The organism is Paenibacillus sp. FSL L8-0708 (assembly GCF_038009325.1).
Taxonomy (GTDB): Bacteria; Bacillota; Bacilli; order Paenibacillales; family Paenibacillaceae; genus Paenibacillus_AQ; species Paenibacillus_AQ odorifer.
In genome coordinates this window covers 2,605,501-2,629,266 of the sequence record NZ_JBBPBC010000001.1, presented here as the reverse complement: position 1 = coordinate 2,629,266, position 23,766 = coordinate 2,605,501, and the positions used below count along the sequence as shown (strand labels likewise).

The window sequence follows — 23,766 nt, the reverse complement described above, 5'->3', positions numbered from 1 at the left end:
AGTACTAAAGAACGGGTCAGGAGGCGCAAGATGAAACTTAACGGAATTCTGTCAAAGGGCTATACCGATACTTGGAAAGTGGCCCCTGGTGTCATTGGACTTCGCACTATGTTTGTAAATGTCGCATTAATTGGCCAGCCCTCTTCGGATTGGGTTCTTGTAGATACTGGTCTTAGCTCATATACAGGCAATATTATTGATTTTGCTACGGAGCATTATGATAAACCTCCGGTGGCAATTATCCTGACGCATGGGCATTTCGACCATATTGGGGGTGTAAAAAGGCTTGTTGAGGAATGGAATGTGCCTGTATATGCTCATCCGCTAGAACTACCTTTTCTGACAGGTAAAGAAGACTACCCTCCAGCCGATCCAGCCGTAGGCGGCGGGCTTATGAGCATGATATCGCCATTGTTTTCACATCATGGCATTGACCTTGGTTCAGCCGTTCATCCCTTGCCGGAAGACAGGACTGTCCCTGGTGCGAAGGGCTGGGAATGGATCCATACCCCTGGACATAGTCCCGGACATATCTCCCTGTTCAGGCCTGAGGATAGAGTGCTGATCGCAGGTGATACATTCCTTACGGTCAAACAGGAATCCGTATTTGCAGTGGCTACGCAGCATCAGGTGGTGCATGGCCCACCCTCTTATTTCACGACAGACTGGGAAGCTGCTGAGAAATCGGTCCGTACCCTTGCCTTGCTGAATCCACATCTTGTTCTTTCGGGACATGGAGTACCCATGGAAGGTGAGGAGCTGTCTACTCAGCTTGCTCATTTGTGCAAAAATTTCAAAGAAATGGCGCTACCGGGTCAAGGTAAATTTGTGTAAAAAAGGTACTCCTGATCAGCGCACAGAGGTCTAGGGAAAAAATCCCTATAATTCATTTGATATAGCCGATTCTACGGATATTCAACGAAATTATAGGGAGTTCCTCCCTAAATTACTTGCTTAGTGCAGATTTACGTGCGACGATATATCTCAGTATGTATTGATGTTTTTTTCCAAGCGGCCCACATAAAGTCTCCACACATGAGCCGGTCGTAATTATTTTCGTACCTGCAAAATGTTGTCTTAAATCTTCTTCACTAAAAAAATGGGCGTATTTTCCCTCTTTGTATTCGTAGGTTCCCGGTTCCAAAAGTGTTCCACAGCCGTTGTTCGCATCCTCATCGGAAAAACTGGTAAAATAGAGCAAGCCATCCGGCCGCAGCTGTTCCAGACAATTAGCTACGAGCCTGCGGCGATCCTCTTCGAGAAATAAATGCAATACGTCATAGCAGTAGACAGCATCAACCTGTACTTCAGAAATAGGATCTAATACGGAACCTGAGATAAAATGGCTCTTGGGATCCCATTCTGCCGCCATCTTTAACGCGTCCTCGCTCAACTCAATGCCTAAGGTCTTAAACTCATCTGAGAACACCTTCGTATTTCTTCCGTATCCCGCACCCGGGACTAAAACTGATTTCACGTTATGTTGCCGGAATATATCCCTTGCTGCCTGAGCTGTAGGACTAGGTTCACTCCCCCAGATCATTCCTTCCTGAGCAAATCTTAGACTCCAGTATTCGGACATAGATTAGACCTTCTTTTTAAATTTATTCGCTAATTTCATCGCAAGGAACTGAGGGATCAGGTTTAGCATACTAAAAAATATAAACGATCCTGTAGGTCCAAGTGGTTTGAAAAACGTCCCGTCCCAACCGCCTTCCCCTGACAAGTTGCTAATAAAATAATAAGAGACAAATGCAGAAGCGATATTCCCAATGACTATAGCCATTATATTATTAGACCATTTTCCCAAAAAAGCTATTAGTGATGTTATGACGATCATCATTAAATAACCAACCATTGAACCATTATTGAAATCTTTATCCATCGCGAAATAGACAAATGGAAAACAGTACACAATAATGATCAGGAGATTCAATCCTAATTTTCTCACCGCATCCCCTCCTCAGCTAGTTTTTCACTCTATACCAATACTGATAGATCTCCTTAAAACCCAGCTTGTCATACAAGGCTGAAGCCCCCGTATTCGCTTGCACAACTTGCAGAAAGGAAGTCGTTGCTCCCTTTGCTCTACCCCAATTAAGCAACGCTAGCAGCAGTTGTTCCGCCATTCCCTTTCTACGATGAGCAGGGGAAGTGACAATATCATACAGACCCAAGTACCCGTTCTGAATCACACCAAGACCGCAGGTGACAGGAACACCATGATTAAACAACAGGACATAACCCTGCTGCAAATGTGATGCAGACAACATTCTAGTTAAGGTTTCCCGGTTCTTTTCAGACAAGCCGGTAAGCTCACTGAAGGTGTGCAGCCACTCTTCAGTCAAGCTTTCCTGTATCTGTACCGTATAACGCAGATCAGGGCTCGCTAAGTCCCCCAGATCAAGAAGCCTTACAGATGAAGGCTCGGCAATTGTATAGCCACGCTCTGCAAGAATCTCATCAAGCTTTGGCGGCTGGATGTAGGGAGTTATTTTGAACACGGACTGTAGTCCAGCATGCTCATAATACCGTTCCGCAAGCTTGATTTGTTCTGTGAGTTCAACCTGAGAGCTGTCAGCACCGTATAATGGATTGACCGAATTGGCCCTTTTTGTATAACCAGCTGCCGAACGTAGAATCCAGCCCTGCAGGAGAACACTTTGCTCCGCCGGCCAAGTATTAAGTGTGATTTCTTCTATGAATTTATACAGCTTAATCCGCTCCTTTTGAAGCACGTTTGTTACGCATCGCAGGCAGTAATTTCACAGCTCCCTCCCCTTGGGAGGTGAAATAGTCATATTCGGGAGACTCTTTGCCATAGAGAGCTATTTTCCCCTCACCGTTATAATGAACACCCCAACCAAAACGCTTCGGCAACAGTGAAGCCCTTAGACAAGGATGATTTTTGGAAAATAGTTCGTTCCATATTTCTTCCTTACGGGCCAAACGTTCTTCCTGTGGAATTTGTTTATGGCGCACATGAACCTCGTACAGAAGTTCTTCATGATTGTATTTGTAGGGCTCATTGATTAACAGTTCATATTGAATCACATGTGCAGGCGGGAGCGTTCGGCAAGACATCGGAGGAACTCCTATTTCCTCAGGACAGTCCTCTGCTACACGAATAAAAGTATCGGTATAGCTCATTTGCATCACCTCCATCTTAAATAGAAATATATTCCTTCTATGATAAATCATTTTCCTATTCTAAGCATAGCCGAATTTTCTAAAGCCCATGATGGATGAACAGCAAAAACGGCCAATCCTCTAAACTACGGAGAATTAGCCGTTCTCATTTACCAACTCGACTTGGTAATGCCCGGAATCTGACCTTTATGCGCCAATTCGCGGAATACAATTCGGGAAACATTAAATTTCCGCAAATAGCCTCGAGGTCTGCCCGACACTTGGCATCTATTTTTTTGACGAGTTGCGGAGGAATCACGTGGCAGCTTTTGCAAAGCCATATAGTCCCCCTGTTCCTTTAGTTCTTTTCTTTTAACAGCGTATTTGGCGACTAGTGCTTGTCTCTTCAATTCTTTCACAACTTTAGATTTCTTGGCCATGTTCGTTCTCCTTCCATCCTTTAAATCTACTCGTTCAATGCACTCTTCAAGGCTTCCAGGTTCTGACGCATGATTCCTAAATAATCCAGGTTTTGACTGCGATCTTCCTCTGTTAATCCTTCAATTGGGTTTAGAACGGCTGCTTTGGCACCAATCTCTTTTGCTATTGTGTCTGCCACACTGGAGGATACAAGTGTCTCGAAGAAAATCGTCTTCACTTTATGCTCTTTCGCAAACTCCACAATCTTACTCATATTTGCGGCAGAAGGCTCCTGCTCCGGAGATAGTCCGGCAATCGGGACCTGAGTTAATCCATACTGCTTGGCAAGGTATCCAAAAGCCGCATGCTGAGTAATAAAATCCTTGCGTTTAGTATCCTTAAGACCGTCCTTAAATTCTTGATCCAGTTGCTCCAGCTTAGCTACATAAGCATCTGCATTTGTCTTAAAATCCTCGGCATGTTCAGGTGCGGCAGCAGCTAAAGCTGCTTCAATGTTACGCACTTCTTGAATGGCTAATGTAGGATTGAGCCACACATGCGGATCTAATCCACCGTGATCATGCGAATGCTCTTCATGAGCATGCTCCCCTTCTTCATGAGCATGTTCTCCTTCTTCATGAACATGCTCCCCTTCTTCATGGTGGTGGTCAGCCTCTTCCTCTTCCTCTTCCGTGCCTTCCATGATGTCCAGACCCTTGCTCGCTTCTACAGTAATTAACGGAGTGCCAGATACACTTTCCAGCACCTGATCTACCCAACCTTCCATTCCTGCGCCATTATAGATCAGCATATCCGCATCTGAGATTTCTGCCATATCTTTTGCTGTCGGTTCCCAATCATGGGGTTCGATTCCTGCTGGTATGAGTGCTTCCACGTCCGCCAGATCTCCTGCCACATTTTTGGTAAACTCGTAAATAGGATAGAAACTGACTTTAATATTTAATTTAGATGACTCCGGAAGGGCTGTAGCTTCTGCGGCTCCAGAAGCATTCGTAGTAGTAGAAGAATTAACAGCATTATTACCGCAACCGGCGGCAATAAGTAACGCGGACAGGGACAAAATGGCTAAATGATGGATTCTAAATTTCATTGAGAGGTGTAACTCCTTTACTGGAAATAGTTTTATGAATTCGCCGACGATTTCTTAGTCGGATCAGCTTCTGTACCAAAATTGCGATTAATAAGAACGATAGCAGTATAAGAGCAATCGTCCCACCAGGCGGTGTATTGATGTAATACGAGGCACTTAGGCCACTAAAAACGCCGAGTAATCCTACGCCGATTGAGATCAATATAGCTGTCGTAAAACCAGACGCTATACGCAAAGCAATCGAAGCTGGCAAAACAATAAGCGCTGAGACTAACAGCACTCCAACAACTGGCATCGCAGCAGCGACTGTCATTCCAGTTAGTACAGCAAACGAAAATGATAACCAGCCCACATGAACTCCACTGATACTAGCGGTCTCTTCATCAAAGGTCAGATTATATAAGGATCTGCGTAACACAATAAAATAGATCAGACCGATTACAGCAACCACAGCGATAATCTTTAGTTGAGTATCGCTGACCGCAACGATGGAACCAAACAGATAGGAACTGAAGCTTTTACTTAAATTCTGCTTTAAGCTCATAAGTACAACTGCCAATGCTAATCCAGAGGTCATAATAATCGCTACCGGAAGCTCGCTATATGTACGATAAGACCGTCGAAGCTGTTCGATGACAATACCACCGAGAATCGCTACCATGAAGCCACTTAGTGCCGGATTAAGCTGTAGTATTGAGCCTAGTGCTACTCCTGCAAGCGAAACATGAGAGAGGGTATCCGCCATTAGGACCTGACGGCGAAGCATGAGATATACCCCGAGTAGCGGACCGATAATGCCAATTAATCCACCGGCCCAAAATGCACGTTGCATGAATTCGTAACTAAACATTGCCAACCCTCATTCTCCTTTCGTTCCAGGCTGATCAACGTATCCAGATAGGAGCTGGTCTCTTCCAGGCCATGCGTCACCATGATTACGGTCCGGCCGTGTTCACTGACATCATGGCGCATCAGCTTATAGAACCCAATACGACTGTCCAGATCCATTCCCGTAGTTGGTTCGTCAAGAACCAATATCTGCGGCTGTTGTGCCAATGCTCGAGCGATGCAAATCCGCTGCTTCTGGCCGCCTGACAGTTCTCCTATCTTCCGGTCTCGCAAATGCCACATCTCCACCTGCTTTAAACTTCGCTCGACGATCTCGTCCTGCTCAGGTGTAAAGCGTCTAAATAATCCAAGCCTTGGATAACAACCCGAGCGAACCAGTTCGATCACCTTACTTGGGAACCCTGCGTTAAAAGAAGCTACCTGCTGTGGAACGTAGCCGATAATCATCTTCCCGTTATCTGATAACTCTTTATTCAACTGAACCGTTCCACTCCATGGACGAAGCAGGCCGAGCATTAGCTTCAGCAGGGTGGTTTTAGCAGCACCATTGGGTCCCGTTATACCAATAAACTGTCCGGTATGAATATCTAATGAGATATCATCAAGAACAGGTTCATCCCCATACCCGAACACTACATTCCGCATGGATGATAGGATCATCATGCCTCGCCTCCCTTCTGACTGATATTATGTCCAACCAGATTAAATCGTAAGTTTTACGATTTAACAAATTTGATAATATCGTAATCATTACGATTTGTAAACCCAAAACTGAAAATTAATCGTAATAATAACTATTAGTCATTTTTCGAATACAACAAAAATCCGGAATCCCACCTTCTGGATTCCGGATTTCCACCGTTAATTACTAAGTATCTATTCCTCAGCAGCCGCAAGGAGTTCTTCAACAGGCCACGGAAGTGGATTGTTGAACTTTGTCCAATCCTGCTTCAGCTCCTCCGCTGTCAGCAGACATCTGTCCAATCTGGCTTCGAGTTGTGCCTGATCTATATTTACACCGATAAATACGATTTCATTTATTCTATCGCCCCACTGCTCGTCCCATTTTGCCCGCAGCTCAGGTTCGCTTTCCAGCACCTCCAGCTGCTGATCCTTAGGCATTGTAGCCAACCAGTAACCAGCAGGTCCGAACTGAATGGAAGGTCCTGCCTGACTTACAGTAGCTGCAAGATCACCTTTTGCCGCTACCCATGCCACCCCTTTTGCCCGAACGACCTCTTCCGGCCAGTTGCTAAAGAAAAAACTTAATCTTTGCGGGTGGAACGGTGTTCTCCGGCGATAGACGAAAGAAGAAATCCCGTATTCCTCCGTCTCAGGGGTATGGGTCTCTTTATTCAGCTCCGCGATCCAACCAGAGGATAAGCTTGTTTTCTCAAAATCAAACAATCCGGTATTTAGAATTTCCTTTGGATCTACTACACCGTTAATTGTACGGATCAGCTTAGCAGACGGCTGAAGCTTACGCAGCACAGCTTCAAGCTTATTGAGTTCATCTTCTTTCAACAGATCGCACTTATTAAGCAGCAAGACATCACAAGTTTCGATCTGATCAATAAGCAGATCCACAATATCGCGGAAATCCCCTTCTCCAGCCGTTTGGTTGCGGTCCATCAGACTATCACCTGAGGAGAAGTCATGCCAGAAACGCCCAGCATCCACAACAGTCACCATCGTGTCTAATTGAGCAAGCGAAGTCAGATCAATATCCAACTCGGGATTGGCATAGGTAAAGGTCTGTGCTACTGGCACAGGTTCGCTAATGCCTGAGGATTCAATCAGGATGTAATCAAATCGCCCTTCCGCAGCCAGTTTTTGTACTTCGACAATCAAATCATCACGAAGTGTACAACAGATGCAACCATTGGACATCTCAACCAATTTTTCTTCAGTCCTGGAAAGCGTATTTCCGGACTTCACCAGATTCGCATCCACATTCACTTCACTCATGTCATTTACAATAACAGCTACTTTAAGACCGTCACGGTTGTGCAGAATATGATTCAACAATGTTGTTTTCCCAGAGCCCAAATATCCACTGAGCACGGTAACAGGGAGCTTTTTCAACTATACCACTCCTATCGTTTATAAAATCAAGATTAAAAACATCCACCCTTAACGGGTTTCGCGATGTAAGGTTACTCTCTTTAGGCGTGGACAATATTTTTTCATTTCCATACGCCCTGGATGATTTCGTTTATTCTTGGTAGTGGTATAGTTGCGATCTCCTGTCTCCGTACATGCCAGAGTTATGATTACTCTCATCGTTTCCATCTCCTTTTGATTAAATCGTAATAATTACGATTAACACATCGTACACGGTTTATTCACAATCTGTCAACTATGATCTTGTAAAAATTTCAACTCTCTTAATTTTGTGGTCTTTCTGGTGGACAAATTACGTATAGATGGAATTATAAAAAATATGATTCTTGTAATTCCTAGAGAATCAGGCAGGAGTGGAGATCATGAAGATACCAGTAATTATTTTGAGCGGGTTTCTGGGGAGCGGGAAGACAACTCTGCTGTTGTCCCTGCTGAAAGAGAGCAAGGTAAGAGGGCTGAATCCAGGAGTAGTAATGAATGAACTGGGCAAACGAGATGTGGACGGGTATATTTTGCAGGAGCATACCGGTACAGCTGTAACTAAACTGCTGGACGGATGCGTATGTTGTAGCCGTAAAGAGGATTTGGCAGATAGCCTGATGGTGCTGCTGAGAGGACGTCCAGATGCCATTTATATGGAGTTGACCGGCGTCGCCGATCCTGAAGAAATCGCCAAAACGTTGCAGGAAACTCCTCTACAGGATCTGGTGGAGCTGCACTATACCATCACTCTGTTAGATGCGGAAAATGCTCTGGAATATAACAGCAGACTCTCCTCTGACAAACAGCTCGTTCGGACCCTGCGTAAGCAGCTTTCCACAGCTGATCTTATTGTCGTTAATAAAAGTGATCTCGTAGAACCGGAAACCTTATGGCGAATTGAAAAGGGAGTTCGTAAACAAAATACGGAGGCTGAAATTGTGTACACCCATTACAGTGAAATCAACCTGTCTCCGATATTGTCAGGAATTATCCCACGTAAAATCATAGCTCCGGCTCCGCAGCGAGCGCCTCAAACCTTCAAAGGAGCATCACTGAAACAAATGCATTCAGAGCATGGGGGAACCGCTGTAAAAGAGCTGCATGAGGAGCAGCATGCTTCTTTCTCGCAGGTAACAGCCATCACGTTAACCATTCCGCAGGTAAGGACAACAATGCCTTCTAAAGAACGCCTAGAGGCCTTCTTTCAAGAATGGGGTGACAACCTGTTACGTGCCAAGGGGCATATTCTTTTGTCCGAACAGGAGCCGGTTCAGCTTGTTCAATATGCGGGGATGCGTACTACCTGGGAAGCCTCTCGTTATCCTGGTATGCCATATGTGGTGTTCATCGGGATGAATATAGATGAAGAACAGCTGGCAGATCGGTGGTCCGCCTTATTCGAGTTTTGACTACCTTTTCACCATTAAAAATACTGCCGTTGCTCCTCCCGATCTCTTTTCTGATTATCATTGGTTTTGTATGGCTGCCGAATCATCTGGAACTGTTGGATAATGCGTACATCGACACCTTCAAAACCGCTTTTATCGGCATATTGCTGGAAGCCTTGCCGTTTGTATTAGCAGGAGCATTGTTATCTTCACTGCTTCGCGTCTTTATCCCGGATGAAATGATTTCCCGGTGGATTCCGCGGCGACCTCTTCCGGCTATTCTGTTCGCATGTCTGCTCGGAATTATTTTTCCGGTCTGCGAATGTGGAATGATCCCACTCGTCCGCCGGCTTATCCATAAAGGTATGCCTGTTTACGTGGCTATCGTGTTTATTTTGTCCGGACCGATCCTAAATCCTGTCGTCTATGGGGCGACCATGACAGCATTTCGCAGCCACTCGGAGCTGGCCTATGCCCGTATGGGTCTGGCGTTTGTTGTAGCCTGTCTCATAGGCTTGATAATCTACGCAACGGTCAAAAAATCTCCCATCCGCCTAAATGTTCAGCGTGAAACGGGGGAAGCTCATCACAATAATTCTCGCGGGGGAAAAATAGCCGCTGTTTTCGTCCATACCTCAGATGAGTTTTTTGAGATGGGGAAATATTTAATTATCGGCTGCTTGTTAACCGCTGGTATTCAGACATTTATGGTTCAAGACAGTCTGGCCGCGATCGGAGCTAAACCGCTGGGGTCATATTTCTTCATGATGGGACTGGCATTTGTGCTCTCGCTCTGCTCCACCTCAGATGCCTTTGTAGCTTCCACCTTCGTACATTCTTTTCCATCTGGGGCTCTGCTCGCTTTTATGGTATTCGGACCCATGCTGGATTTCAAAAATTCATTGATGTTGCTCTCACTGTTTAAGACCAAATTCGCTCTTTATTTGTTCTTTCTGATCTTCGCAAGCGTGTTTGTTGGGGCGGTATTCATGTCCTTGTGGCTGTAATTCATAGAGGTGGTAAGCTGTTGCTTACAACATGGGTAGGAGGATAGAGCATGAATGACTCTCGTAGCATCCGGTTTCACTATTTGTTAAGGGCGGTCATTCTGCTCGCTTTCTCCCTCTATATCGGGCATCTGGTACAGCAGGACGCTTTGCATTATTATGTAGCTCCTAAACTGGCACGCTGGGTTCAATTATGCCCAATCCCGCTGACACTTATGGCGCTCAGTCTGACCATACAGGCTTTATTTGGCAAAGGTAGTGTTCTCTGTGACTGCGAGCATCGGCTCCCACATTCTTTTTTCAAAAGTACAGCGCTATATGGATTATTCCTTTTTCCACTGCTGCTCGGATTTCTTCTTCCTGATCGCGCATTGGGAAGTATGGCTGCTGCTAAAAAAGGAATCTCCCTATCCTCCTTGCCCACTGAAGCTAAAAATTCCGCGAGATTCGAGTCCATTGATCCTTACCATGAAGAGCTTACTGAGCTGGCCAAGATCCTTTATGCACAACCTGTGGTCCCAGTTTATTCGGCGATTTTCTCCGAAACTTTAGGTGCGCTTGAGCTGTACAAACAACAATTTGCAGGCAAAGAAATTACTATTTCCGGCTTTTTATATCGTGATCAAGGTGAACATTCAGAGAATTCTTTTGCCATAGGTAGATTTCTGGTCCAATGCTGTACTGCCGATGCTACACCTTTTGGGATATTAGTGGATTCCGGCAAGCTAAAAAGCCTGCCTACCGATACCTGGATAGAGGTTCGGGGCAAGCTTCAAGTTGTTCCCTATAAAGGTCAAGAAATTATGCAAATTAGTGCAGAGTCTATTACACCTATCAAACAACCCGTAACACCTTACATCTACACCAGTCCTGACTCTATCACCGCATGGAAGGAGCTAGAAGGCTCAACTAAGATTACTAAATAATCGCATCTAGCTCATCCTCATCATTCTCAGACTTATTAGGATTAAATACTTCTACCATAATACGAGCTGGAATACAGATAATTTGCTGTTTGGGTCTTGAGATGAACCCCATTTCCAAAGCAATTCTTAAGGGAGCATCAGAATAGGTCATTTGGATTCCATAATCAAACACCTTTAGCGTATTGTGGCCGAATTTCGTTTGAATATCTATAATTTGTTCTTCTTTAGTCAAAGAAACGGTTTTGTATTCTTTACCGTCCACCGTAATTATAGCTTTCAAATCCCCTTGCTGATACTGCTCATTGCTGCTGTCCCACCACTTCATGCCATAAATCAAGCCCGCAGCTAACAAGGCTATCACAATAATTAAAATATCCCCGCGCTTCATTGTTAGCAAGATAAGAATCCTTTCATGACAAATAATATACGTAATGATTACGATTAATATCAATATATTAATCATAACCCTATTTGTCAATGATGCTCACCTAAACGAATTTGGGCAGACCACTCTCTTAATACCCGGTCGAGCTCTTTTATCGAGATGGGTTTAGAAATGAAATCCTGCATTCCAGCACTAAGACACATCATCTTATCTTCATCTCTGGCAAAGGCTGTAGCCGCAATGATGATTGGATTCAGCCCTAGCTTCTCACGTATGATTCCCGTTGCTTCTATTCCATCCATAATAGGCATCTGAATATCCATAAATACCAGATCATAATGATTGGAAAGCACAGCCCGAACTGCTTCCTCACCATTTAAGGCGATGTCAGGAACATATCCCCTCTTTTTCAGATACGCCTGCATAAGCTGCTGATTCACAGGATGATCTTCAGCAATAAGAATGGACATCGGTCCATATTCACCGGTAGTTAACTCTTTAACAGTGGATTTATCATTTCTGACCAAATCTGTTGAGGCGTTGACGGTCAATTTCTGATCCCATTCCTCTTTGGGTAGAGAGACCTCCACTGTAAAATAAAACTCCGAGCCTTCATCCTCACAGCTATTTACACCGATAGATCCGCCAAGAAGCTCGGCCAGCTTTTTACTAATGGCAAGTCCAAGCCCTGTACCGCCATATTTACGATTGATCGACGGATGCAATTGCGAGAAGGATTGAAATAATAGACCTTGGCTGGAAACTGGAATCCCCAACCCAGTATCTTTTACGACAAATTTCACGATAAGATTTCCGGATGCCTCTGAGGCTTCTAGCATAACAGAGATACTGATTTCACCTGTCTCCGTAAATTTCACTGCGTTCCCAACCAGATTTACGAGAATTTGACGCAATCTCGCCCCATCAGTCATGATGACGGCTGGAAGCTCAGGAGATAACTCGCTAGTAAGTAAAAGCCCTTTTTCCTTAACCTTCGGATAAAACAGTTCACAAACGTTCTGTATCACTTCATGTAAATCCACCATTTGCAGTTCAAGCGTCATCATGCCTGCTTCAATTTTGCTGAAATCCAGCACTTCATTCAGAATATGAAGCAATGCCTCTCCGCTTTTGTTAATGATCTGTGTGTAGTAGCTTTGCTCTTCATCCAGCTCCGTCCCCGATAAAAGATCAGCCATCCCAATAATACCGTTCATAGGCGTACGCAGCTCATGGCTCATGATCGCTAGGAACTCCGATTTTGCCCGGTCCGCTTCCTCGGCAGACTCCTTCGCCCGCACAATCTCCTTCTCCTCCGTGATATCACGAAAGACGACAACCGCCCCAATCCGTTCACCACCATCAAACAGTGGGGTCATTCGATATCTGACTAAAAAGCTTGAACCATCCTGCCTCCAAAACACACCCTCCCTATCTTCAATAGTGAGATTATTGGAGCGCGAAGGAAGCAGCGTCTTCTGAATTCCTGTAAAAGACTCGTTATCCAGCCAGGTTTGGTGAATCGCATGAAATTTGCTGTTTCCCCACTCAGTAGGATCGAAACCCAACATAGTAATGGCTGCTGGATTAATGAACATCGTGTTGCCTTCAAGGTTCATCCCAAATATGCCCTCAGAGACCGAATTCAAGATCAGCGCATATTCGTTACTTAATTTCTGTATTTCTTCAAAATGACGCGTACGTTCCCCAATATCGCGGGTTACACAGACAAGCTCTTGATTCCCGCAGGTCTCAGAGTAAATATACCGCAGTGTCGTTTCTGTCCAAATACAGGTTCCGTCTTTGCAAATAAACCGGAGAATAACAGGCTCAAGCTTCTTCCCCTCCATACAATTGCTGAGATATGAAGTTAATTTGATTCTGTCCTCCGGATGTATGTAATCAATCCCTCTAGTTCCGCACATTTCTTCTGGTGCATAGCCAAACATAGTCTGGCAGATGGGTGAGGCATACAGATAGGTAAAGCTCCCGTCCGCTGCATTACGTGAAATGAAGTCCATAGAATTTTCTGAGATCAGACGATAGTTCTGCTCACTTTCCCGCAGTTGTTCTTCCATTCGTTGACGTTCGGTGACATCCTGGGCTATCCCGCTGATCTGCAGCAGTCTTCCTTCTTCATCCGTAATCACTTCCCAGTGCGCATCCAGATATTTCAGCTCTCCATCCGCACTATGAATACGGACCGTTACTTCGCCATTAGTCCCATTCTCCATGGATTGATGTACTAACCGTTCAAGTCTGATGAAATCGTCAGGATCAATGCAAGCAAAAACACGTCTGTAATCAAAATAAGAATGATTGCTCTCATCTTCCAAAAAGCCAAAAATATTACGCATTTCTCTGGAAACCGTCAGCCGTGATTTTGTCATGTCCCATTCCCAGGACCCCATCTTCGCAAGGTGTTGCGCTTTAGCCAGCATATCCTCGTATTTCTTGCGCTGAGTAATATCGCGACCAATGGTTAATATCTGTTTAACGTTCCCCTGCTCATCACGTACCACTTGGGAAGAACTCTCGATCCACAAATAATGTCCATCTTTATGACGGGCTCTACGAGTAAATACGTCCGTATCGGAATATATCTTACCTTGTTCAATCATCTCTAGAGCATCATCTACGTGATAATACTCGGGTCTTTTAGTACCTATCATTTCTTGTGCAGAATAACCTAACAGCAGCTCCACTGAGGGAGATACGTAGTGCAGTGTCCCGTCAGGATCGCCAAAAGAAATCATATCCGGTGTATTTTTCGTAATCAAATTATATAACTGCTCATCTTCATGAATCTTTTGTTCAGCAAGTTTTCGGTCAGTGATATCTGTTAACTCAGAAATCAGGACATAGGGTTCACTGGAATTCTCCTGATAGATTAAAAATATATGTTGGGCTACCCAGATGATTTCTCCATCCTTACGCAAGAACCGCCGTTCTTTCTCCAATGCAGTCCCAGGCTCAGCTAGCAAATCGTTCAGGATAACGGAATGATCATTATTAGTTTTATCTTCCGGATACACAAGATCCAGATAATTTATATTCAAAAGATCTTCTTCTGCATAACCAAACATTTGGCATAGCGCAGGATTCGATTGTAATAACGTCCCGTCCTTCGGAGAGACTACCGCAATCCCGATAGAAGACCGTAAGTATAGCTGTTTAAAAAGAAAATCAGACACCTGTAAGCCTCCTCTTTTGAAAATGGGGGACTATATTAACAAACTTGTAATAATTTCAGTATACCTTTTTTTCGGTAAATAAGCTTGATAGTTGAGTCCTAAATGATAGACTGGTAAATTTCGCAGTAAAACTCCGCAAAAAATAAACAGCAAGTCTCCCTCTGAAAAGGAAACTTGCCGTGTGTGCATGTTACAACTCTAAAGTCCTATTCTATTATCAAATTTTCCAGCTGAAGCTTCTTAATTTTCTTACGGATAGGTGCACCAATAATTAAAAAAACAAGACCTAAAAAAATCAACATACCGCCCATTATTACGTTTACCATACTGAGATTCTGTGATGAAAAAGAATAATTTATTACACCAATCATCACATTAAATAGGCCTAAAATCAACTCTAACCACATTACAGATTTCCATAACCTGTTGATTCGCTTATAGTGTTTTATTCTGGATTCCAGATCTGTGTAAATATCAAACGGACCTTCCACTGACTTCTTTCTAAGGTAAACCCAGCGCATGTAAGTACTCACACAATCTATACCGTTTTCCTCTAAAAACTTGATATATTTGATGCTATCCGGATGATCCGGCAAGTTATCTAAAAGCTCAATTCTATACGTGTACTCATTATTGGGGGTCTCTGTAAACACATATTTGCACCAAGATAATTCTGATAGAGCCATCCCCTTCGCAGACATTTCATTAAGCCACTTTTCTTCCTTCTCATAATCCCAAATCAGCTTGCGAACCACATGTTTCATTTGGACTCACCTCCAGCTATTCTCTTACCATTGGCTATCAATTCTTCCAGACGGATGATCTCTCCCTGAATCACTGACTTTCCTAAGCCGGTAATTTCGTATTCTTTTCTACGAGAACCTTGCTCCCCTTCCACTGCTTTTATCCAGCCTTTTTCCAGTAAAGTGTTAAGTGCTCCGTATAAAGTGCCCGCGCCCAGATCAACCCGACCGTTACTTAAGTCCTTCACATTCTGCATAATTGCGTATCCGTGCATTGCTGTATATAGAGACAATAAGATATAAAATACAGCTTCAGTTAATGCGCCTCTTTCTGTGCTTTCAGGCATCATTTCATCCCCATTCTATTACTGTTGTCGATATATCGGCTTCCGTAATACCATTATTACGGAAGCCGATATAATTGTCAATACAAAAACACCCATTTTTTTCATCGCAGCGATTATGAGCGCAACAAAAAAACGCCTAGCACTTAGCTAGGACGGATTTGTTGGGGGGGCTACTCAGCAGCTAGATACTCCCACCGTGGCACCTATTCCTTTCTCATTATGAAGTATCGGACTGAGATGCCGCTATTTCCGAAAAATAGCGTGTTTCAGCTTACGTTCGGACTCAGATGCAGCTATTCGTCTCCAAACACTCGCTTTTCACACGATTCCTTAGCAATAAGCGCTATGCAGTCCGAAACCTCTGTAAAATGTGCCAAAAATCAATAATAGCGGCCATACGGTCCGTTAGCAGACACTGTTCGCACAGATTCTAAAACTACAAAAGTCTATACAAAAAAATAGGCCAGATAAGATATGTAAAAAAAGAACATACCCAACCTGACCTATTCTTTATTTTGTTCTGCATAGTTTTTATGGTCTCTCTTTTGAGGCATTTTCAACCATGACACCTAGTACATTTTTAAACGTTTGAAGATCCTGTTCAGAAATATTGGTGATCGTATCATCTTTAAACTTTTCGGCAACTGGCAGTAAATCGAGATAGATCTGTACTCCCTTATCTGACAATTCCAACTGCTTGACTCGCTTATCCGCATGGGTGCCAGAGCGATGCAAGAAACCCTCAGATTCCAATTTTTGAAGCAGCCTGACTACGCTGGGCTCTTTTATAGACATTTTATCTGCTAATTCTCTCTGGGTTATGGATTCACTGGTATAGATGTAATACATCGCAATCCATTGGCTCCGGGTCATATTATACGGCCGAAATTCCTTTTCCAAGGCTTCCGCGAATATTTTTGCACTACGGTTTGCAATAAAGGCCATACAGTCATCTAAATTAAACAATGTTTACACCAACCAATCCCAACTGTTTTATCTTAAAATAATCAACTCTTTTCTAATTTATTATAGCAAAATATATTAAGGAAGCTGAACATACTTTTCAAGTGATCACATAGTTCATTTATTTAGGCTGCAGCAGGATCCATCTCCCGAGATACTTAGAACAACTTATCCTTGATGCAACGCTCCAATTCCTAAACCGAATGCAGCTTCATGAATTACTTCCCCAGTAGTTGGATGGGCAAAGATTGTCTGTGTAATCTGTTGTTCCGTAAGCCCATTGGCAATCGCAAGTGTAAGACTACTAATCAGAGAAGACGCATCGGGACCAATGATAGACCCTCCCACAATCTGTCCGGAGCCATTATCTTTGATTAATTTGATAAAACCTTCCGGTTCATTCATTGTCAATGCTTTTCCGTTACTTGCAAAAGATACCTTACTCACACGATAGTCCAGCCCATTCTCCTTACATTCATCTTCCAACAGCCCGACGCTGGCAATCTCTGGAGAGGTGAAAATTACATTCGGTACCGCGGAATAATGCATATCTTGGGATTCACCGAGTAAGGTGTTTACAGCCGTAATGCCCTGATGTGAAGCAACATGAGCAAGCTGAATAATGTTAGTTACATCGCCAATCGCATACACATTTTCTACATTCGTACGCATTTGTTTATCAACGGCAATACCTTTACCACGTTCATTTAGTTGAATACCTGCTTTTTCGATATCCAGACCCTCTAGGTTAGGCTCGCGTCCAATAGCGACCAATACTTTTTCACTAACTAGCAGATGCTCACCCTCACTATTCTCATAGGTTACAATCGCCTGACCATCATCCGCACGTTGGATTTTGGAAACTTTGGAGTTGGTATGAATATGAATCCCAGCCAGCTGAGCTAAACACATAATTTCTACCGAAATATCACTGTCCAGCATCGTTAGCAGACGGTCCATAAATTCTACAACATGAACTTCAACTCCTAGGTTACGGTAAATGAAGGCGAATTCCATGCCGATAACCCCGCCACCGATGATAGTTATTACCTTTGGTAACTCTTCGCAGGCGAGCGCTTCAGTACTGTTCATTACAAATGGCAGATCAACTCCTGGGATATTCACCTTGGAAATCCTCGAGCCTGTTGCCACAATGATATTTTTTGCTGAAATACGGTAACTATTTTCGCCGGTTACCTTCACTTCATGCGCCGATAGGAACGAAGCGTGGCCGCGAACAACCTGAACACCGTTTTTTTCCATTAAATAACCAACGCCGGAGACCAATTTCTCTTTGACTTCATTTTTACGTCGAATAACCTGCTTCATATCCACTTGAAGATCAGATCCTGTTGTTATACCAAACAAAGAGGAGTTTTTTATTTCATGACAGATTTCAGATGATTTGACTAAAGATTTTGTAGGGATACAGCCAACATTTAAGCAGGTACCTCCTAATTCTTCTTTCTCAATCACCGCTACCTGAAGTCCTTTTTTCGCTGCATAAATAGCGGCAACGTAACCTCCTGGTCCTGCTCCAATGATAAGCAAGTCAGGGTTTATAGCATGAGTTTGTTGCACGGCGACTGCAGGTTGTGGGACAGATGATTGGACCGGAGCCTCCACCTGGATCGGATTTACTTCAAATAAGACTTGATTTGAGGCAATTTCGCTCCCCTCTTCAAATAATATATTGATAATAATACCCTCTTCTGTCGCTTCAATCGATCTGTTGCCTTTTCCAGTTTCAATCTGTACCAAGGGATCTCCTGCAGATATCTTGTCTCCGATATTTACATTTATCTTGCCTGCTTTCCCCTTTTTGCCACCTGGAATCATAGACATTTTTATTTCCATCGTTATGCTCCTCATATCCATGAGGGGACTCATAAAGAGCCCCTCAAGCGAATGTATTAGTGAATGACTACGCCTGCTTTTACCAGCTTCACACCGTTAGCAAGACAATCTCCAACAGGACATGTCTTCTCGATAAAGTCAGCAAAAGCATCTGCCTTTTCTTGGCTTTCGTTGGTTTTAAAATGCATAACAAAACGAATTTCTTGGAAACCATTTCTCACATCTGCAAGACCCATGAAACCATCCGGATCTAAGTCTCCTTCAAGTTCAACATAAAATTCTTCGAAGCTAAAATCGTTAGCGTCTGCAAAGGCACTAGCGACAATGGACTGACATGCACCAAAGGCACACAATAACGCCTCGACGGGATTCAAACCAACATCGGTCCCCCCCAAATCCTCTGGTTCGTCCATAATAATCTTAAAACCTCTAGAATTGGTTTCAACTTGCATTCCATTAGGCAGTTTTTTAGCTGTCGCTTTAAAAGTAGTTAACATATGTATTACCTCCTCCTTAAGATTGTGAAAATAATAACATAGTAATCGATGAATATCAATACTTAGCTAAGTAAGTATTTTTTCGAAGAAGAACTCGAACCTGATTCAATAAAAAAAACAGGTTTCCAATCTACCTGAATAGGTAAATCAGAAACCTGTTTTTGTTGATAGGATGCGGTCAAGAGGACTCGAACCTCCACGATATTGCTACCACTGGCACCTGAAGCCAGCGCGTCTGCCAATTCCGCCATGACCGCATATTATGTAACTGGCGACCAAAACCGCCTGTACATAATACTATACTCCCTCTGCACTTAAAACGCAAGGTTTTTGTGTTTTTGAAATAGGCTTCATATAAACTCATAGGCACAACCAATCAATATTATTCAGTTTATATATTTCTATTATAAAGCCTCCTATGGTACAACATAGATAAAGTAAGGCGCTATGACGGAGATGTCGGAATAATCGATCAATAGAAAGGATGAATACTTATGAACCAGCAGTGGAATACCCAAACCTATGATACTGATATGGCCTTTGTGTCTCAGTTTGGAGAATCATTGATTGAGCTGCTTCACCCACAGCCAGGCGAACAGATTATCGATTGGGGCTGTGGAACCGGAGATTTGGCGGCAGCCATTGCTGCTAGGGGTGCCACTGTGACAGGTATTGATGCCTCTGCCGAAATGATTCAGACAGCCCGTGACAAACATCCCCATCTAAGCTTTGTCTTAGCTGATGGGCAAACTTATGTCGCAGAACAGCCAGTCGATGCTGTGTTCAGCAACGCTGCCCTTCACTGGCTAACAGACGCAAACGGAGCGGCGGCGTCCATTGTTGCCAGCCTGCGGGTAGGCGGCCGTTTCGTGGCCGAGTTCGGTGGACTGGGCAATATTGCTTCCATCGTCGCTGGCCTTCCACAAGCTTTTGCAGCCATTGGCTGTAGTCATAAGCTGCATTTGCCCTGGTACTTCCCAAGTGTTGGCGAGTATGCAACTCTACTAGAGAAGCACGGACTGACCGTGGACCTCGCCCTTTGTTTTGACCGGCCAACACCACTGGAAGGCTTGGAGCAAGGATTTCAGCGGTGGCTGAATACTTTTGCCGATGGAATCTTAAGTGTGCTCACACCCACCGAACGCGCAGAAGTTCTCTCTTCTATGGAACAGAAATTGAAATCCAAGCTATATCAGGACGGCCGCTGGGTAATGGATTATCGCAGAATCCGGATTGTTGCTTACAAACGAAGCTAGAATAGATAAGAAATACTTCTCATGTTCAATAGTCAAAAAAAGAGTGCACTGGCGCTTAACACGCGCTAGCACACTCTTTTTACACGGGATCCTATTTTCTATCTCCAACGTACCGATCACTGCCAGCGCCAAGTCCCACAACCATCAACAGCACACTTGCACCCAGCAGTAAAATCAATGGCACCGTCCAGCTGTTCGTTACATCATGCAGCCAGCCGAATAATGCCGGTCCCATTGCTGCCAGTACATAACCCACAGATTGGGCCATTCCTGACAGCTCCGCCGCTTCTTGCGTGCTTCTTGTTCTTAGACTGAAGAACATCATCGCAAGACCGAAGGCAAATCCTCCGGCAATACCAAAGCATACCGCCCAGACAGCCATTAAAGCGCCGCTGCCTTGCCAGATGCCACCTAATGCGATGAAATAAAGAACAGCAGTGATTATAACTAGAATACGTTGGTTCTTCATCCGGCCTGCCCACAGCGGTACGAAGAAAGTAAAGGGTAGCTGTGCCAATTGCATGAGCGAGAGAAACCAACCCGCATTACTCGACGACATTCCCCGTTCACCGAGGAGAACCGAAAACCAGGCAATAAAGACGTAATAAAGCAGTGACTGTAAACCCATAAAGATCGTGACTTTCCAAGCAAGAGATGAACGCCACATATTTTTGCTAGAGGCTGCACTCTTAGAGCCGGTTCCTTGATTAAGCTTTCGCATTTGCGGAATCCAGAACACTGTTGCTAGAGCTGCGATCATAAACCAGATGGCCAAGGTCCCTCTCCAACCGAATCCAGCATTTGTTGCCAGCGGTACACTAATTCCTGAGGCAATGGCTGCGCATAAATTCATAGAAACTGTATAGATACCTGTCATTAACCCGATTTTGTGAGGAAACTTCCCCTTAATAAGACCTGGAAGCAGTACATTACACACGGCAATGGATAATCCAAGTATAGCAGTACCTGTGAACAACAGACCTGCTCCAGATCCCGAGCGAATTAGAATTCCCATAGCCAGCATGACCATGGCAACTAATAACACATTAGCTAAACCAAAACGGCGGGCCAGCTTTGGAGCAAACGGGGACAAGATGGCAAAAGCCAATAATGGTAAAGTAGTAATAGCTCCTGCTAGAGTATTGGATAAGCCGAGGTCATCCTGAATCAATTGTATTAATGGACCCACAGAAGTAAATGGAGCCCGCAGCGCTGCAGCGATAAAAATAATTCCCAGCACAAGCAGCCAGCGATCATATTTGCTGTCCATTAAGCTATTATTCTGAATGTGTCCTTCGCTTTGTGAAGCTTTCATCGTGTATCCTCCTAAATTACAAACAAATAACCCCGCCAAGCACAGAGCTTGTCAAGGATTTGAAATATTTTAAACACTATGAACCATCATCTACTATTCTATTAGAAGTTACAACCCTTAAGTAATTTTATACCCGAATTATTGACAAAACCGCTGACCATCTTTAGTATCCATATCATCGGGTAGTTGAGAATCAATTTCATTTGAACTCATATTTAAACCACAGAAAAGAGTGAACAGAATGCTTCGAAGGTTTTTTTCCTACTATCGTCCGTATAGAAAACTATTTATATTGGATTTCTCCTGCGCTGTTTTTGCGGGACTGCTAGAACTGGCTTTTCCGGTAGCCGTCAATAAATTTATTGATGATTTGCTTCCTGGTCAAGATTGGCCGCTTATTCTTATCGCTTGTGTTGCGCTGCTGGCGATTTACGCCTTAAATACGGTGATGCAGTATATTGTCACCTACTGGGGTCATATGCTGGGCATAAATATCGAAACTGATATGCGCAAAAAAATGTTTGACCATATTCAGAAACTCTCGTTCCGATTCTTTGATAATAATAAAACAGGCCATCTAATCGGAAGAATCACCAATGACTTAAATGATATCGGCGAAGTGGCGCATCACGGTCCTGAGGATGTATTTATTGCAATCATGACCCTTGTCGGAGCCTTTCTCCTAATGGCTGATATTAATCTGAAGCTGGCGATTATTACTTTTATTATCGTTCCAATTATGGCTTGGGTAATCATCTACTTCGGCCGCAATATGACTTCAACTTATCGCCAGCTATTTGGAAATGTAGGCAGTTTCAATGCCCGTATCGAAGATAATGTCGGCGGGATTCGGGTCGTGCAATCTTTTGCCAATGAGCAGCATGAACAAGAGCTATTCGCAGTAGATAATCAAATGTTCCGCAAAACAAAACTTATGGCTTATAAAATCATGGCTAGAAGCTTGTCCGTCAGCTATATGATGACCCGCCTCATTACTATCCTGGTGATGATCTGCGGCGCATGGTTCTTTATCAATGGCGAGCTGCAAATCGGTGAATTTGTGGCGTTTATCTTGTTGTCGAATATCTTCTTCCGCCCTATCGAGAAAATCAATGCCGTGATCGAAAGTTATCCTAAAGGAATTGCCGGCTTCAGACGTTATCTGGAGATCATTGACACGGAACCTGACATCAGTGACAAACCGGATGCCGTGGAGATCAACGCTTTGCGCGGTGATATTACATTCCAGGATGTATCTTTTGGATACGAAGAGAATCGTCCGGTTCTGCAAAATATAAGCCTTAACGTAAAGGCTGGCGAAACCATTGCCTTTGTTGGGCCGTCCGGCGCAGGCAAAACAACAATCTGCAGCCTGCTTCCGCGCTTCTATGATGTCACAGCCGGGGCTATCACGATTGATGGCATCGATATCCGTGACATGAAGCTGGAATCGCTGCGCAACCAAATCGGGATCGTGCAGCAGGATGTTTTCCTGTTCTCCGGGACAATTCGCGAGAATATCGCCTATGGGAAACTGGATGCAAAGCTGCCTGAAATCTGGGAAGCTGCGCGACGTGCTCATCTGGAGGAGCTCATTCAGAATCTGCCAGATGGAATGGAGACAGTCATCGGGGAGCGCGGTGTGAAGCTGTCCGGTGGACAAAAGCAGCGCCTGGCTATCGCTCGCATGTTCCTCAAGAATCCGCCGATTCTGATTCTGGATGAAGCTACTTCCGCGCTGGACACAGAGACCGAAGCCGCAATTCAGCAATCCCTGGCTGATCTGTCCGTAGGCAGAACCACACTCGTCATCGCTCACCGTTTGACGACAATCAAAAATGCCGACCGGATTATGGTCGTGAATGAAGAAGGAATCGCTGAACAAGGCAGACATGAAGAACTAGTCCATGCTGGTGGAATTTATAGCCGTCTGCATCAGGCGCAATATAACTTTTAAAAAGTATTTTGCCGCAGCTGGGCAAAAATGAAGCAAGCCTAGTCACCATGTTTTTGGCGACTAGGCTTGCTTTTTCGCGTAACTCCTCTATTTGCAGCAAACGTGATGCTTGATTAAGGAATTCCTCCCTGATTTTCTTTGGTTTATTGCTCTAATCCTTGCAATCAGGGAAAACCTCCCGCAAATTCACCCCAATTTGCTCATAATAGTGGAATTCAGGCGATATTTAGGGAGGATTTCCCTGAAAAGCTAAGTAACCAGCAAAAATTAGCTATTTTCAGGGAGGTTTTCCCTAAAAATTAAAAACGGCACAATT

The 23,766-nt window shown here is 44.0% G+C and carries 24 protein-coding genes and 1 tRNA gene; 6 read left to right on the top strand and 19 right to left on the bottom strand.

Features of this window, described 5'->3' with window-relative positions:
• The first annotated feature begins 30 nt into the window (after positions 1-30).
• A complete protein-coding gene (locus NYE58_RS12310; protein WP_076125083.1) occupies positions 31-834 on the top strand; it encodes an MBL fold metallo-hydrolase in 804 nt (267 codons plus the stop codon).
• Positions 835-946: 112 nt separating this feature from the next.
• Here the strand turns inward: NYE58_RS12310 and NYE58_RS12305 are convergent, their stop codons facing one another.
• From NYE58_RS12305 to rpmG, 10 genes are all read right to left on the bottom strand, one after another.
• Positions 947-1,582: a class I SAM-dependent methyltransferase gene (locus tag NYE58_RS12305; RefSeq protein ID WP_076219388.1), complete on the bottom strand. Its 636-nt coding sequence runs from the start codon at positions 1,580-1,582 to the stop codon at positions 947-949.
• A 3-nt stretch (positions 1,583-1,585) separates the two neighbouring features.
• Positions 1,586-1,951, bottom strand: a complete 366-nt coding sequence (locus tag NYE58_RS12300; protein WP_076219387.1) for a hypothetical protein — start codon at positions 1,949-1,951, stop codon at positions 1,586-1,588.
• A gap of 16 nt (positions 1,952-1,967) precedes the next feature.
• A complete protein-coding gene (locus NYE58_RS12295; RefSeq protein WP_081387434.1) occupies positions 1,968-2,738 on the bottom strand; it encodes a GNAT family N-acetyltransferase in 771 nt (256 codons plus the stop codon).
• Complete coding sequence (locus tag NYE58_RS12290; RefSeq protein WP_081383129.1) at positions 2,716-3,150, bottom strand: DUF6157 family protein; 435 nt, start codon at positions 3,148-3,150, stop codon at positions 2,716-2,718. The genes NYE58_RS12295 and NYE58_RS12290 overlap by 23 nt, the downstream gene beginning before the upstream one ends.
• A 149-nt stretch (positions 3,151-3,299) precedes the next feature.
• Entirely contained in the window at positions 3,300-3,569 is a 270-nt protein-coding gene (rpsN, locus tag NYE58_RS12285; protein WP_038569786.1) for a 30S ribosomal protein S14, read from the bottom strand.
• Positions 3,570-3,595: 26 nt separating this feature from the next.
• Positions 3,596-4,660 carry a metal ABC transporter substrate-binding protein gene (locus tag NYE58_RS12280; protein WP_076219386.1) on the bottom strand — a complete coding sequence of 355 codons (1,065 nt, stop codon included), beginning with the start codon at positions 4,658-4,660 and terminating at the stop codon, positions 3,596-3,598.
• The gene (locus NYE58_RS12275) at positions 4,650-5,516 is read right to left on the bottom strand and encodes a metal ABC transporter permease (RefSeq protein ID WP_076125073.1); all 867 of its coding nucleotides are present in this window, start codon (positions 5,514-5,516) and stop codon (positions 4,650-4,652) included. Before NYE58_RS12275 ends, NYE58_RS12280 begins: the two co-directional genes overlap by 11 nt.
• Positions 5,462-6,169 carry a metal ABC transporter ATP-binding protein gene (locus NYE58_RS12270; RefSeq protein ID WP_341004253.1) on the bottom strand — a complete coding sequence of 236 codons (708 nt, stop codon included), beginning with the start codon at positions 6,167-6,169 and terminating at the stop codon, positions 5,462-5,464. The genes NYE58_RS12275 and NYE58_RS12270 overlap by 55 nt, the downstream gene beginning before the upstream one ends.
• A gap of 216 nt (positions 6,170-6,385) precedes the next feature.
• Complete coding sequence (locus tag NYE58_RS12265; RefSeq protein WP_076125069.1) at positions 6,386-7,594, bottom strand: GTP-binding protein; 1,209 nt, start codon at positions 7,592-7,594, stop codon at positions 6,386-6,388.
• 48 nt (positions 7,595-7,642) lie between these two features.
• Entirely contained in the window at positions 7,643-7,792 is a 150-nt protein-coding gene (gene rpmG / locus NYE58_RS12260; RefSeq protein WP_076098468.1) for a 50S ribosomal protein L33, read from the bottom strand.
• 203 nt (positions 7,793-7,995) lie between these two features.
• Here rpmG and NYE58_RS12255 point away from each other — a divergent pair, with 203 nt between their 5' ends.
• From NYE58_RS12255 to NYE58_RS12245, 3 genes are read left to right on the top strand one after another with little or no spacing between them, the layout of a single operon-like run.
• Positions 7,996-9,024 (top strand): CobW family GTP-binding protein, encoded by a 1,029-nt coding sequence (locus NYE58_RS12255; RefSeq protein WP_036679372.1) that lies wholly within the window; start codon positions 7,996-7,998, stop codon positions 9,022-9,024.
• Positions 9,021-10,010, top strand: a complete 990-nt coding sequence (locus NYE58_RS12250) for a permease (protein WP_076276362.1) — start codon at positions 9,021-9,023, stop codon at positions 10,008-10,010. Before NYE58_RS12255 ends, NYE58_RS12250 begins: the two co-directional genes overlap by 4 nt.
• Before the next feature lie 50 nt (positions 10,011-10,060).
• The gene (locus NYE58_RS12245) at positions 10,061-10,936 is read left to right on the top strand and encodes a TIGR03943 family putative permease subunit (RefSeq protein WP_076219883.1); all 876 of its coding nucleotides are present in this window, start codon (positions 10,061-10,063) and stop codon (positions 10,934-10,936) included.
• Here NYE58_RS12245 and NYE58_RS12240 read toward each other — a convergent pair.
• The 8 genes from NYE58_RS12240 to NYE58_RS12205 all read right to left on the bottom strand — a co-directional run bounded on the left by NYE58_RS12240 (position 10,929) and on the right by NYE58_RS12205 (position 19,179).
• Positions 10,929-11,324 carry a NusG domain II-containing protein gene (locus NYE58_RS12240; protein WP_036679457.1) on the bottom strand — a complete coding sequence of 132 codons (396 nt, stop codon included), beginning with the start codon at positions 11,322-11,324 and terminating at the stop codon, positions 10,929-10,931. The genes NYE58_RS12245 and NYE58_RS12240 overlap by 8 nt on opposite strands.
• An 86-nt stretch (positions 11,325-11,410) precedes the next feature.
• Positions 11,411-14,515 carry a PAS domain-containing hybrid sensor histidine kinase/response regulator gene (locus NYE58_RS12235; protein ID WP_076276363.1) on the bottom strand — a complete coding sequence of 1,035 codons (3,105 nt, stop codon included), beginning with the start codon at positions 14,513-14,515 and terminating at the stop codon, positions 11,411-11,413.
• A 206-nt stretch (positions 14,516-14,721) separates the two neighbouring features.
• Positions 14,722-15,279, bottom strand: a complete 558-nt coding sequence (locus NYE58_RS12230) for a DUF2812 domain-containing protein (RefSeq protein ID WP_076276364.1) — start codon at positions 15,277-15,279, stop codon at positions 14,722-14,724.
• Positions 15,276-15,605, bottom strand: a complete 330-nt coding sequence (locus NYE58_RS12225) for a PadR family transcriptional regulator (protein ID WP_076133666.1) — start codon at positions 15,603-15,605, stop codon at positions 15,276-15,278. The genes NYE58_RS12230 and NYE58_RS12225 overlap by 4 nt, the downstream gene beginning before the upstream one ends.
• Before the next feature lie 531 nt (positions 15,606-16,136).
• A complete protein-coding gene (locus tag NYE58_RS12220) occupies positions 16,137-16,550 on the bottom strand; it encodes a MarR family winged helix-turn-helix transcriptional regulator (protein WP_248549275.1) in 414 nt (137 codons plus the stop codon).
• A 186-nt stretch (positions 16,551-16,736) separates the two neighbouring features.
• A complete protein-coding gene (gene lpdA / locus NYE58_RS12215) occupies positions 16,737-18,425 on the bottom strand; it encodes a dihydrolipoyl dehydrogenase (RefSeq protein ID WP_341001980.1) in 1,689 nt (562 codons plus the stop codon).
• Between the two features lie 56 nt (positions 18,426-18,481).
• A complete protein-coding gene (locus NYE58_RS12210) occupies positions 18,482-18,922 on the bottom strand; it encodes an OsmC family protein (protein ID WP_076125055.1) in 441 nt (146 codons plus the stop codon).
• 173 nt (positions 18,923-19,095) lie between these two features.
• Positions 19,096-19,179: transfer RNA gene (locus NYE58_RS12205), tRNA-Leu, on the bottom strand.
• A gap of 237 nt (positions 19,180-19,416) precedes the next feature.
• Here NYE58_RS12205 and NYE58_RS12200 point away from each other — a divergent pair.
• On the top strand, positions 19,417-20,178 hold the full coding sequence (locus NYE58_RS12200) for a methyltransferase domain-containing protein (RefSeq protein ID WP_076276366.1): 762 nt from the start codon (positions 19,417-19,419) through the stop codon (positions 20,176-20,178).
• Positions 20,179-20,269: 91 nt separating this feature from the next.
• Here NYE58_RS12200 and NYE58_RS12195 read toward each other — a convergent pair whose 3' ends face one another.
• Positions 20,270-21,448, bottom strand: coding sequence for a CynX/NimT family MFS transporter (locus NYE58_RS12195; RefSeq protein WP_248549329.1), 1,179 nt, complete (start codon positions 21,446-21,448; stop codon positions 20,270-20,272).
• Positions 21,449-21,734: 286 nt separating this feature from the next.
• Between NYE58_RS12195 and NYE58_RS12190 the strand changes: the two genes are divergently transcribed.
• Positions 21,735-23,450 (top strand): ABC transporter ATP-binding protein, encoded by a 1,716-nt coding sequence (locus tag NYE58_RS12190; protein WP_341001979.1) that lies wholly within the window; start codon positions 21,735-21,737, stop codon positions 23,448-23,450.
• The last annotated feature ends 316 nt before the right edge of the window (positions 23,451-23,766 follow it).